This window comes from Amycolatopsis sp. NPDC004747, assembly GCF_053601335.1.
In genome coordinates, this window is the sequence record NZ_JBSGBQ010000008.1 from 301033 (window position 1) to 314930 (window position 13898).

Consider the following 13898-nt stretch of genomic DNA (forward strand, 5'->3'; position numbering starts at 1 on the left):
TCTCTTGCCCGACAAGCCGCTCGCGCCCGCTTGCTCAAGACTTTCCGAATTCCTCGTGGATCAGGTCGAACAGTTCGTCGGCCGTGGCCGACTCCAGGTCGTGCCCGTTGCCGGTCCCGCTGTCGTACCCGGCGTCCGGGCGGCGCCAGCGGGTCAGGAAACCCTGCAGCCGCACGGTGACCCGCGACCGCGTCAGCTCGTCGGCGTCCGGGGCGGCGAAGGCGGCTTCGAGCCGGTCGAGCTCGCTCAGCAGCAGCCCGGCCGGGTCACCGCCGCCCTGCAGCTCGGTACGCAGGTGCGCGGCGAGCTTCGCCGGGGTCGGGTGGTCGAAGGTGACCGTCGCCGCCAGGGTGCGGCCGGTCGCGGCGCCCAGCCGGTCGCGCAGCTGCACCGCGCCCAGCGAATCCAGGCCCATTTCCAGGAACCCGCGCCGCACGTCGACTTCGCTCTCGTCGGGGTGGCCGAGCACCGCGGCCGTCTCCGCGCGGACGGCGGCCACCAGGATCCGCTCGTGCTCGGCCGCGTCCGCCGCCGCCAGCCGGGCCGTCAGCGGCGCCTCGGCGGGCCGCTCGGGCACCGGGGCCGGCGCGACCAGTTCGCCGAGCAGCGCGCTCGGCCTCGCCACGGTGAACAGCGGGGCGAACACCGGCCAGTCGACGTCCGCGACCACCGTCACGGCGGCGTCCTCGCCCGCGGCGCGGGCCATCGCCCCGATCGCGGCCTCGGGCGCCATCGCGGTGAGCCCCCGCTCGCGCAGCGCCGCCGCGGCGGCCGGGTCGCCCGCCATGCCGGCGTCCGCCCACGGGCCCCAGGCGATCGCGGTCGCGGTCAGGCCGCGGGCGCGGCGGCGCTCGGCGAGCGCGTCGAGCGCGGCGTTGGCCGCGGCGTAGGCGCTTTGGCCGCCGCTGCCCCAGATCCCGGCGACGGAGGAGAACAGCACGAAGGCGTCGAGCGGGCGGTCCCCGAGCAGTTCGTCGAGGTGGCGCGCGCCGTCGGTCTTGGCCGCCAGGATCCGGGCGAACTCCGCGGCGGGGGTTTCGGCCAGCGGCGCGGCCTGCGCCACGCCGGCGGCGTGCACGACCGCCGAGGGCTCCGCGGTTTCCAGGAGCTCCCGCACCGCTTCGCGATCGGTGACGTCGCACGCCACGACGGTCACCCGGGTACCCAGCGCGGTCAGCTCGGCGCGCAGCTCCGCCGCGCCCGGCGTATCCGCACCACGGCGGCCGGTGAGCACGAGGTGCTCGGCGCCGTTCCCGGCCGCCCAGCGGGCCACCCGGGCACCCAAGGCGCCCAGGCCGCCGGTGACCAGGACCGTCCCGCGTGGCCGCCACGGCCGTCCGCCGGGCGCGGTGGCCCGCACGACGCGCCGGCCCCACACGCCCGACGGGCGAACGGCCACCTGGTCTTCGCCGCCACCGGCGAGCACACCGGCGACCACACCGCCGTCGAACCCGGCGGTCAGGTCGAGCAGCCCGCCCCACAACCGGGGCAGCTCGAGCGCCGCCACCCGGCCGAGGCCCCAGAGCGCCGCGCGGCCGGGGTCGGCGGGCTCGTCGCCGCCGATCGCGACCGCGCCGGTGGTCACGCACCACACGGGGACCTCGCGGCCGAGCCCGGCCAGTGCGCGGAGGAGCTCCGCGGTCAGCGTCACGTCGGTGGCCGTCGACAGCACCCCGCCCGTGACTTCGGGCAGCTCGCGGAGGTCTTCGGCCGATTCGAGGGGGAAGGGCACGACTTCGGCGCCGCGGGCGCCGATGGCCGTGGCCAGCTCGGCGGCGAGTGCGCCGGTGTCCGGCGTCGTCACCAGCAGCCAGGAGCCGGACAGCGGGGCGCTCTCGACGGAGACCGGGACCCACCGCACGCGGTACCGCCACGCGTCCGCGGCCGAGAGGGCGCGGCTTTCGCGGTGCCACGGCCCGAGCGCGTCGAGCACCGGCCGCAGCTGCGCGTCCGGCTCGACGTGCAGCGTTTCGGCGAGCGCGGCCAGGTCTCCGGCGTCGACGGCGGCCCAGAACCGCTCTTCGGCCGCCGGGGCGGCGGTGGCGGTGCCGGCCGCCGGGGCCTCCAGCCAGTACCGGCGCCGCTGGAAGGCGTAGGTCGGCAGCTCCACCCGCCGCGGCCGCAGCGGGGTGAACAGCGCGTCCCAGCCGACCGGTGTGCCGGTCACGTGCAGCTGGGCGAGCGCGCTCACCCAGGTGTGCGCGGGCTCGCGGTCGGCGCGCTGGACGGGGACCACGACGGCCTCGTCGTCGAAGCCGGCGAGCACCTCGCGGGCCGGCGCGGTGAGCGCCGCGGCCGGGCCGAGCTCGGCGAACGCCCGGACGCCGAGGCCGGCGGCGGCGCCGACCGCGTCGGCGAACCGCACGGTGGCCCGGACCTGCTCGACCCAGTACGACGGCGAACACAGCTCCTGGTCGACCGGCTTCCCGGTGAGGGTGGAGACGATCGGGATCCGCGGCGCCGCGAAGTCCACTGTGGACAGAACAGCGGCGAACTCGTCGAGCATCGGCGCCATCCGGTGGGAGTGGAAGGCGTGCGAAACGCTCAGCCGGGTGGTCTTCCGGCCGAGCCCGGCCAGCCGCTCGCCGAGCGCTTCGACGGCGTCGGCGTCGCCGGAGACCACGGCGGCCAGCGGGCCGTTGACGGCCGCGAGCGACACCCGGCCGCCGAATTCGCCCAGCAGCGGGGAGATCTCCTCCTCCGAAGCCTGCACGGCGAGCATCGCGCCGCCGGCGGGCAGGGCGGCCATCAGCCGTCCGCGGGCCGCGACCAGGGCGGCGGCGTCGTCGAGCGACAGCACCCCCGCGACGTGCGCGGCGGCGAACTCGCCGACGGAGTGGCCGATCAGCACGCCGGGGGTGACGCCGAAGGATTCGAGCAGCCGGTAGGAGGCGACCTCGAAAGCGAACAAGCCCGCCTGGGCGATCGCGGTGTCGTGGACGTCGGCGCCGGGCTGCCAGAGCACGTCGCGCAGCGTTCGCCCGAGGTGCGTGTCGAGCCGGTCGCAGACCGCGTCGAACGCCTCGGCGAACACCGGGAAACGCGTCCACAGCCCTCGGCCCATGCCCGAATGCTGCGAACCCTGGCCCGCGAACAACACCCCTAGGTTGCCCCTATCGGCCGCGGCCGAGCCGCGCACGACACCGGCGGGCGTCTCCCCGGACGCGATCGCCGCAACCCCCCGGACCAGGGCTTCGAGGTCTTCGGCGACCACCGCGGCGCGGTGGTCCAGCGCCGCCCGGCCGGTCGCCAGCGAGTAGCCGACATCACCGGGTCGCAGGTCCGGCCGCTCGGCCAGCCGGCCGCCCAGCCGGGCGGCCTGGGCGCGCAGGGCCGCCGGGGAAGCCGCCGAAAGCAGCCACGGAACCGGGAACCCGTCCTCGGCGGGACCGGACCGCGCCGGTGCCGGTTCGGCCGGTGCTTCGAGGACCACGTGGGCGTTGGTGCCGCTGATCCCGAAGGAGGACACACCCGCCCGCCGGGGCCGTCCGGTGTCCGGCCAGGGCCGGGCTTCGGTGAGCAGCTCGGCGGAGCCCGCCGACCAGTCCACGACCGACGAGGGCGCGTCCACGTGCAGGGTCTTCGGCAGCAGGTCGTGCCGCATGGCCTGGACCACCTTGATCACGCCCGCGACGCCGGCCGCGGCCTGCGTGTGGCCGATGTTCGACTTGATCGAGCCCAGCAGCACCGGCGTCTCCCGCTCCTGGCCGTAGGTCGCCAGCAGGGCCTGCGCCTCGATCGGATCGCCGAGCCGGGTGCCGGTGCCGTGCGCCTCGACCACGTCGACGTCCTGGGTGGACAGTCCGGCGGCGGCCAGCGCCTGCCGGATCACCCGCTGCTGCGACGGCCCGTTCGGGGCCGTCAGGCCGTTCGACGCGCCGTCGGAGTTCACGGCCGACCCGCGGACCACGGCGAGCACCTCGTGCCCGTTGCGGCGGGCGTCCGAAAGCCGTTCCAGCACGAGGACGCCGACGCCTTCCCCGAACCCGGTGCCGTCGGCGGCTTCGGCGAACGCCTTGCAGCGCCCGTCGCCCGCCAGGCCGCCCTGCCGGGCGAATTCGGCGAACACCTCGGGCTGCGACAGCACGGTGACGCCGCCGGCCAGCGCGAGCGAGCACTCCCCCGCCCGCAGCGCCTGCGCGGCGAGGTGCAGGGCCACCAGCGACGACGAACACGCGGTGTCGACCGTGACCGCGGGCCCTTCGAACCCGAAGGTGTAGGCCACCCGGCCGGAGAGCACGCTGCCGGAGGTGCCGGTCCCGACGTACCCGCTCACCTCCTCGGGCACCGCGGGCAGCCGGCTCGCGTAGTCGTGGTACATCAGGCCGGCGAACACGCCGGTGCTGCTGCCGCGCAGGCTCGACGGGTCGATCCCGGCCCGCTCCAGCGCTTCCCACGACGTCTCGAGCAGCAACCGCTGCTGCGGGTCCATCGCGAGCGCCTCGCGCGGCGAGACCCCGAAGAAGGCGGCGTCGAAGTCGGCGGCGTCGTGCACGAACCCGCCCGTGCCGCCGGGCTGGACCGCCGGGTCCCAGCCGCGGTCGGCGGGGAACGGCGAAAGCGCGTCGCCGCCCGCTTCGAGCAGCGCCCACAGCCCCTCGGGTGTGGTGACCCCGCCGGGGTAGCGGCAGGCCATCGCCACGATCGCGACGGGATCGCCGGTGGACGGGCCGGCCAGGGCCGCGGGCACGTCGGAGGCGCTGTCGGTGCCGAGGGCGCCGGTGAGCAGGTGCCCGGCGAGCGCGGCCGGGTTCGGGTAGTCGAACACCAGCGTCGCCGGGAGCTTCAGCCCGGTCGCCGCGCCGAGCCGGTTGCGGAGTTCGACCGCGGTCAGCGAGTCGAAGCCGAGCTCGGTGAACGACCGGCCCGGCGCGACGGCTTCGGCGGTGCCGTGCCCGAGCACGGTCGCGACGTGGGCCCGGACGAGGTCGAGCAGCACCTTGCGCCGCTCGGCCTCGGCGAGGCCGGCGAGCTCGGCCGCCAGTCCCGGCCGGGAGTCGACGGGGACGGCCGTGCGCCGCGCGGGCGTCCGGACCAGCCCGCGCAGGATCGGCTGCACCGCACCGGTTTCCGCGCGGTGGCGCAGGCCGGCCAGGTCGAGGCGCACCGGCACCGACGCCGGTTCGCCGGAGGCCAGCGCGGCGTCGAACAGCGCAATACCGTCCGTTGTGGACAGTGCCTGCACCGACGCCCGCCCGCGGCGGGCCGCTTCCTCGCCGTCCAGGTGCGCGGTGAGGCCGCTGGCCTGTTCCCACAGTCCCCAGGCCAGCGAAGCCGCCGGGAGGCCACGGGCGCGCCGGTGCTGCGCGAAGGCGTCCAGCCAGGCGTTGGCCGCCGCGTAGCTGCCCTGCCCGGGTGCGCCGAACACGCCCGCGGCGGAGGAGAACAGGACGAACTTCTCGACGTCGCCGGCGAGTTCGTGCAGGTTGCGGGCGGCGAGCACCTTGGTGCGCCACACGGCCGCCATCCGCTCCGGGGTGAGCGACGTGACGACGCCGTCGTCGAGCACCCCGGCCGCGTGCACCACCCCGGCGAGCCGGTCGATGCCGGCCAGCACCGCGGCGAGCGCCGTCCGGTCGGCCGCGTCGCACGCGACGATCCGGACCGTGGCGGGCAGGTCCGCGAGCTCGGCCGCGCCGGGCGCGGCCAGGCCGCTGCGGCTGAGCAGGACCAGGTCGCGGACGCCGTGCTCGGTCACCAGGTGCCGGGCGACGAGCCCGCCGAGCAGGCCGGTGCCGCCGGTGATCAGCACCGTTCCCGCCGCGGGCCACGCCGGTTCGGCCGTGGCCGCCACCCGCCGCAGCCGCGGCACGTGCACGGTTCCGCCGCGCACCGCCAGCTGCGGCTCGTCCGGCGGCAGGCCGTCGGGAACGGCCCCGTCGGTGTCCACGAGCACGAACCGGCCGGGGTGCTCGGACTGGGCGGACCGCACCAGCCCCCAGACCCCGGCCTGCGAGAGGCCTTCGACGGCGTCTTCGGGCCGCACGCCGACGGCGTTGCGGGTCAGCACCACCAGGGGTGCGTCCTCGGCCCGGGCCAGCCAGTCCTGGACGGCGGTCAACGCCTCGACCTCGTCCACGGGCTCGACGACCGCGGCGGGCACCACCGCGGGCTGTTCCCGCACCGGTTCCCAGCGGACGGCGTACAGCGAACCGGCGCCGCCGGTCCGCAGGCGGGCCGGATCGACCTCGCGGACGGCCAGCCCGGCCACGGTGACCACCGGCAGGCCGGTTTCGTCGGTGACCAGCACGGCCAGCGCGTCCGGTCCGGTGGTGGTGAGGCGGACGCGGACCCGGTGCGCGCCCACGGCGTGGACGCGCACGCCGGACCAGACGAACGGCAGCCGGGGTGCTGCGGCTTCGCCCAGCAGCCCGCCGGCGCTCGCCGCGTGCAGGCAGGCGTCCAGGAGCGCGGGGTGCACGGCGAACCCCGGGCCGGCGCCGGCTTCGGCGGGGAGGGCCACTTCGGCGAACACGGCGTCACCGGCTCGCCAGGCCGCGCGCAGGCCCTGGAAGGCGGGGCCGTAGCCGTAGCCGGCCGCGGCGGCCCCGGCGTAGAAGCCGCCGACCGGCACGGGGACCGCGTCGCGCGGTGGCCACGCGGGGAGCCCGGCGGCCGGTTCGGTCGCGCTCGCGGGAGCGAGGGTGCCCGCCGCGTGCCGGACCCAGTCCACGTCCTCGTCCCCGGCGGCGCGCCGGGCGTGCACGGTGACCGCGCGGCGCCCGTCGTCGCCTGCGGGTTCGACGAGCACCTGCACCTCGACGCCGTCCGCTTCGGGGAGGAGGAGCGGGGATTCGAGGGCGAGCTCGTCGACGACCGGGCAGCCGGTCTCCTCGCCCGCCCGGACGGCCAGCTCGACGAGCGCGGCGCCGGGGACGAGCACGGTGCCGAGCACGGCGTGGTCGGCGAGCCAGGGGTGCGACCGGAGCGACAGCTCGCCGGTGAGGACCGTCTGCCCGGACGCGACGGAGACCGCGGTGAGCGCGCCGGTGTCCCGGACGGGGTCGACCCAGTAGCGTTCGTGCTGGAAGGCGTAGGTGGGCAGCTCGACCTGCCGCCCGGGAACGAGGTCTTCCCAGGCCACCGGGACGCCGTGCACGAACGCCTGACCGAACGCGGTGTACAGCTGCCGCAGGTCCCCGTGATCTCTGCGCAGCGTCGGCACCACCGCGCCGGAGACTTCCAGAGCGTCCAGCGTCTGCTGCACACCGACCGTGAGCACCGGATGCGCCGAACTCTCGACGAACACCGTGTACCCAGCCGCAATCGCCGCCCGGACCGCATCCTCGAACTTCACCGTCGCCCGCAGGTTCCGGTACCAGTAATCCGCGGTCAACTCGACCGTGTCGATCTCCTCGCCGGTCAACGTCGAGAAAAAGGCGGTGTCCACACTGGACGGCGTCACCGGCGCCAGATCAGCCAGAATCCGCTCCCGGATCGCCTCCACCTGCGGCGAATGCGACGCATAATCCACCGGCACCCGCCTCACGCGGACACCTTCGGCCTCCCACGCAGCCTGCGCCTCATCCAACGCAGCGACCTCACCCGACACCACCGTCGCCGACGGGCCATTCACCGCGGCAATACCCAACCGCGGATCCAGACCGGCCTCAACCTCGGCCACCGGCAACGGCACTGACAACATTCCACCGGTACCCGACAGCTCGGCAATCGCCTTCGCGCGGAGGGCAACCACCCGAGCACCGTCCTCAACGGACAGAACACCAGCCACCACCGCCGCCGCGATCTCACCCTGCGAATGCCCAATCACCGCAACCGGCTCAACCCCAGCATCACGCCACAACTCCGCAAGACAGACCATCACCGCCCACAGCAACGGCTGCACCACATCAACCCGCTTCAGCACCGCAGGATCAGCCGAACGAGCCACCTCCGTCAACGACCAGTCCACAAAGGACGACAGAGTCGACTCACACTCAGCCCACCGGGAAGCAAAAACCTCCGATGCATCCAGCAGCTCGACGGCCATACCGACCCACTGCGAACCCTGACCCGGGAACACCAGCACCGGACCCGCGCTCTCGACGACCTCGCCCGCCACGACACCGGGCGACTGCTCGCCGTCGGCCAGCGCCGCGAGCCCGTCGAAGAGGTCCTCACCGCCGATGACGACCGCGCGGGAGTCCAGCCGGGCCTTGGCCGTCGCGAGCGAAAACGCGATGTCGCGCGGCGAGCAGCCGGGCCGGTCCGCCAGGGCCGCGCGGAGGCGCCGGGCCTGGGCCCGCACGCCTTCCTCGTCCTTCGCCGACAGGACCCACGGCACGATCGACGGCCCGGCGGCGGAGGCCGGGGGCTCGGCGACGGGCGGGGCTTCGAGGATGACGTGGGCGTTGGTGCCGCTGATGCCGAACGAGGACACCCCGGCCCGGGCGGGCCGTCCGGTTTCCGGCCACGGCGTCGGCTCGGTGACCAGTTCGACCGTGCCCGCCGACCAGTCCACGTGCGACGTCGGCGCGTCCACGTGCAGCGTCGGCGGCACGAGCCCGTGCCGCAGCGCCAGCACCATCTTGATCACGCCCGCGACGCCGGCCGCGGCCTGGGTGTGGCCGATGTTGGACTTGACCGAGCCCAGCAGCAGCGGCTCGGCCCGGTCCTGCCCGTAGGTGGCGAACAGGGCCTGCGCCTCGATCGGGTCGCCGAGCCGGGTGCCCGTGCCATGCGCCTCGACGGCGTCGACGTCCTTGGTGGACAGTCCGGCGGCGGCCAGCGCCTGCCGGATCACCCGCTGCTGCGCGGGGCCGTTCGGTGCGGTCAGCCCGTTCGAGGCGCCGTCCTGGTTGACCGCCGAACCCCGGACCACCGCGAGGATGCGGTGCCCGTTCCGCTGCGCGTCGGACAGCCGCTCCAGCAGGAGGACGCCGGCGCCTTCGCCCCAGCCGGTGCCGTCGGCCGCTTCGGCGAACGCCTTGCAGCGGCCGTCGGCGGCGAGGCCGTTCTGCCGGGAGAAGCCGATGAACGCGCCGGGGGTGGCCATCACGGTCACGCCGCCGGCCAGCGCCAGCGTGCATTCGCCCTGCCGGAGCGCCTGCGCGGCCAGGTGCAGCGCGACCAGCGAAGACGAGCACGCCGTGTCGACGGTGACGGCCGGGCCCTCGAAGCCGAACGCGTAGGAGACCCGGCCGGAGAGCACGCTCGCCGCGCCGCCGGTGCCGCGGAAGCCGGCCAGTTCCTCGGGTCCCTCGTCGACCAGGCCGGGGTAGTCCTGGCCGTTGGTGCCCGCGAACACCCCGACCCGGCTCCCCCGCAGGGACAGCGGGTCGAGCCCGGACCGTTCGAGCACCTCCCACGACGTTTCGAGCAGCAGCCGCTGCTGCGGGTCCATCGCCAGTGCTTCGCGCGGGGAGATGCCGAACAGCGCGGCGTCGAAGTCGCCGGCGCAGTCGACAAAGCCGCCCTCGGCCACGTAGGTCGTGCCCGGGCGGGTGCGCCCGGGGTCGTGGAGCGCGGCGACGTCCCAGCCGCGGTCGGCGGGGAACGGGCCCATGCCGTCCCCGCCGGCCACGAGGAGCTCCCACAGCTCTTCGGGTGAGGACACCCCGCCGGGGAGCCGGCAGGACATCCCGACGACGACCACCGGTTCGGCCGAGACGACGGCGGTTTCGGGCTCGGCCGCGGTCGTGTCACCGGCGAGCAGGCCGGTGAGGTGGCCGGCCAGCGCGGCCGCCGACGGGTGGTCGAACACCACGGTCGTCGGCAGGGTCAGGCCGGTGGCGGCCATCAGGAGGTTGCGCAGTTCGACGGCGGCGAGCGAGTCGAAGCCGAGTTCGCGGAAGGCCCGGCCGGGCGGGATCGCCTCGGCCGAGGCGTGGCCCAGCACGGCCGCGGCCCGCGACCGCACCAGCCCCAGCACGGCGCGGGGCCGCTCGGACGGCGGCACCGCGACCGGATCCGCCGACGGCGAAGGGGCGGCGACGACGGCGGCCGCTTCGGGGATGCCGTCGAGCAGCGGGCTCGGCCGCACGGCGGTGAAATCGGGGGCGAACCGGGCCCAGTCGACGTCGGCGACGACGAGCGCACCGGGCGCCTCGGCCACCCGGCCCAGCACGGCCAGCGCCTCGGCCACCGGGAGCGGGAGCAGCCCGCCGCGGTCGATCCGGCGTTCCACCGCGTCGCCCGAAGCCATCCCGGCGCCCGCCCAGGCACCCCACGCGACGGAGGTGCCCGGCAGGCCTTCGCGCACCCGCCGCTCGGCGAGCGCGTCGAGGTAGGCGTTCGCGGCCGCGTAGTTGGCCTGCCCCCGGCCACCCACCGTCGCCGCGAACGAGGAGAAGAGGACGAACGCCGTGACCGGGTGGTCCCGGGTCAGCTCGTCGAGGTTCCGCGCCGCCGTCACCTTGGGCGCGAAGACGGTCTCGAACCGCGCGGGCGTCATGCTGTCGAAGACGCCGTCGTCGAGCACGCCCGCCGCGTGGAAGACGGCGGAGATCCGCTCGCCGGCCAGCGTCGCGGCCAGCGCGTCCCGGTCGGCCGCGTCGCACGCGGCGAACCGCACCTCGGCGGCCGCGGCTTCGAGGTCCGCGCGCAGCCGCGCCGCACCCGGCGCGTCCTCGCCCCGGCGGCTCAGCAGCACGAGCCGTCCGGCACCGAGGCCGGCCGCCCACTTCGCGACCTCGGCCCCGAGCGCCCCGGTTCCGCCGGTGACCAGCACGGTGCCCGCGGGCGCCCAGTTCGGCCCGGTCTCCGCGGCCGCGCGCACGAGGCGGCGGGCGAAGACGCCGGTCTCGCGGACGGCGACCTGGTCTTCGGTCCCCGCCAGCACGCCCGCGAGCTTCCGGGCGACGCGGTCGCCGACGACCGGCGGCAGCTCGACGAGGCCGGCCCACCGGTCCGGGACCTCGCGGGCGATCGTCCGGCCGAGCCCCCACACCATGGCCGCGGCCGGGTCGGGGCCGTCGTCGCGGGTGACCGCCCACACCGGGGCGGTGATCCCGGCGTCGCCGAGCGCCTGCACGGCCGTCGCCAGTGCGACGACGCCGAGTTCGGCGAGGACGCCGTCGAACCGGCCGGTGAGCCGGGTGGCGAGTTCGGCGCGGCCGGTGCCGTCCGGCACGGCCACGGTGGTCACCTCGGCGCCCCGGCTCGTCAAGGCGGCCGCGAGATCTTCGCTGCCGGTGCCGGAAAGAACGAGCCAGCTGCCGGACAACGACGTGTCCGGCTCCGCCACCGGCACCCACGAAACCCGGTACCGCAGGTCGGCCGCGGCCGGTGCGGTGGCGGCGGCCGGTCCGGCTTCGAGCCAGTAGCGGTCACGCTGGAAGGCGTAGGTCGGCAAGTCGACCCGGCGCGCGGCCCCGAACAGCGGCGTCCAGTCCACGGTGAGGCCGGCGGCGTGCAGGCGGCCGAGCGCGGTCAGGAACGCCTGTACCCCGTCCCGGTCGGCCCGCTGCACGGCGACCCCGTCGACGAGCCCGGCCAGCGCGGCACCGGGCCCGACCTCGACCCAGCGTCCGGCACCCGCGGCGGCCACGGCGTCGGCGAAGCGGACCGTGCCCCGCACCTGGTCGACCCAGTAGCGCGCGTCGAACGCCGTCACCGGCTCGCCGGTCAGCGTCGACACGATCGGCAGCTCGGGGGCGTGATACTCCACAGTGGACGCCACCTCGGCGAACTCCGCCAGCATCGGGTCCATCCGGTGGGAGTGGAAGGCGTGCGACACCTTGAGGCGGCTCGTCTTGCGCCCGTCCGCCCACTCGGCGACCCGCTCGACGGCAGCCACGTCACCCGAAACGACCACCGAGTCCGGGCCGTTGACCGCCGCCAGCGACACCCCGTCACCCAGCACCGGCGCGATCTCGTCCGGCGTGGCCTGCACCGCCAGCATCGCCCCGCCCTCGGGCAACGCCTGCATCAACCGGCCACGCGCCGAAACCAGCGCACAGGCGTCGTCCAGCGAGAGCACACCCGCCACGTGCGCCGCGGCGAACTCACCGATCGAGTGCCCGACCAGGACGTCCGGGCGGACGCCGAAGGACTCCAGCAGGCGGAACAAGGCGACCTCGACCGCGAACAACCCGGCCTGGGTGAACACCGTGCGGTTCAGCAGCTCGGCGTTGAAGCCCCACAGCACGTCCCGCAGCGAAGCGCCCAGACGAGCGCACACGGCGTCGAAAGCCTCGGCGAACACCGGGAACCGCCCGTAGAGGTCGCGGCCCATCCCGAGCACCTGCGAACCCTGTCCCGAGAACAGGAACCCGACCCGGCCGGACCCCACCGAACCCGGTACCACGTTCGCCGCGGGCTCACCGGCAGCCAGTGCCGCCAACCCCGACAGCAACGCCTCGCGGTCCCCGACCACCACCGCGCGTTCCTCGAACGCCGTCCGCCCGGTCACCAGCGAATAGGCGACATCGGTGGCCGAAAGCTCCGGCCGGTCGACCAGGTGGGCCCGCAGCCGGGCCGCCTGCCCGCGCAGCGCCGCGGCCGTCCGGCCCGACAGCACCACCGGCACGGCTCCGGCCGGCCGGGCGGTTTCGTCGACCGCTTCCTCGGGTGCCTGCTCGACGATGACGTGCGCGTTCGTCCCGCTCACGCCGAACGACGACACCCCGGCCCGCCGCGGCGCGCCCGTTTCCGGCCACGGCCGAGCCTCCGTCAGCAGCTCCACCGCGCCGGCCGACCAGTCCACTTCGGACGTCGGCGAGCCCACGTGCAGCGTCTTCGGCAGCACGCCGTGCCGCATCGCCTGCACCATCTTGATCAGGCTGCCGACGCCGGCGGCGGCCTGGGTGTGCCCGATGTTCGACTTCAGCGAACCCAGCAGCAGCGGCCGTTCCCGGTTCCGGCCGTAGGTGGCCAGCAGGGCCTGCGCCTCGATCGGGTCGCCGAGCTTCGTGCCCGTGCCGTGGGCGTCGACGGCGTCGACCTCCGGTGCGGTCAGCCGCGCGTTTTCCAGCGCCTGTTCGATGACCCGCTGCTGAGCGGGCCCGTTCGGCGCGGTCAGGCCGTTCGACGCGCCGTCGGAGTTGACCGCGGAACCGCGGACCACGGCCAGCACCGGGTGCCCGTGGCGGCGCGCGTCGGAGAGCTTCTCCAGCAGCAGCATGCCGGCGCCTTCGGCGAACGCCGTCCCGTCGGCCCCCTCGGCGAAGGCCTTGGCCCGGCCGTCGGGCGCCAGCCCGCGCTGGCGGCTGAACCCGATCAGCGGCCGCGGGCTCGCCATCACCGTCACGCCACCGGCCAGCGCCAGCGTGCACTCGCCCTGCCGCAGCGCCTGCGCGGCCAGGTGCACCGCGACCAGCGACGACGAGCAGGCGGTGTCCACCGTCACCGCGGGTCCGTGGAGGCCGAGCGCGTAGGCGACCCGGCCGGAGGCGATGCTCCCGGCGCTGCCGTTGCCGGTGTAGCCCTCGAGCTCCTCCGGCACCGAGGGCAGGCGCGCGGCGTAGTCCTGGTAGACCAGGCCGGCGAACACCCCGGTCCGGCTGCCGCGCGCGCTCGCGGGGTCGATGCCGGCGTGCTCGAAGGCCTCCCAGGAGGTCTCCAGCAGCAGCCGGTGCTGCGGGTCGACGGTGAGCGCCTCCCGCGGTGACATGTCGAAGAACGCGGCGTCGAAATCGGCGGCCCGGTGGAGGAACCCGCCGTGCCGGGTGTAGCAGGTGCCCGGCCGGTCCGCGTCGGGGTGGTACAGCCGGGCGAGGTCCCAGCCGCGGTCGGCCGGGAACTCGCCGATGGCGTCGGCGCCGTCGGCGACCAGCCGCCACAGCTCGTCGGGCGAGGCGACGCCGCCGGGGAACCGGCAGGACATCCCGACGACGGCGATCGGCTCATGGCCGGTCTCCTCGAGCGCCCGGATGCGCTGCCGGGCCACGTGCAGGTCGGCCGTCACCCGCTTGAGGTAGTCCCGCAGTTTGTCCTGGTTCACCATCTGGTGCCACTTC

General features: G+C 75.6%; 1 protein-coding gene. It reads right to left on the reverse strand.

Features of this window, described 5'->3' with window-relative positions; translation table 11 throughout:
• Positions 1-34: 34 nt before the first annotated feature.
• Complete coding sequence (locus ACWEGE_RS15805; protein ID WP_449661184.1) at positions 35-13882, reverse strand: type I polyketide synthase; 13848 nt, start codon at positions 13880-13882, stop codon at positions 35-37.
• Positions 13883-13898 lie beyond the last annotated feature (16 nt).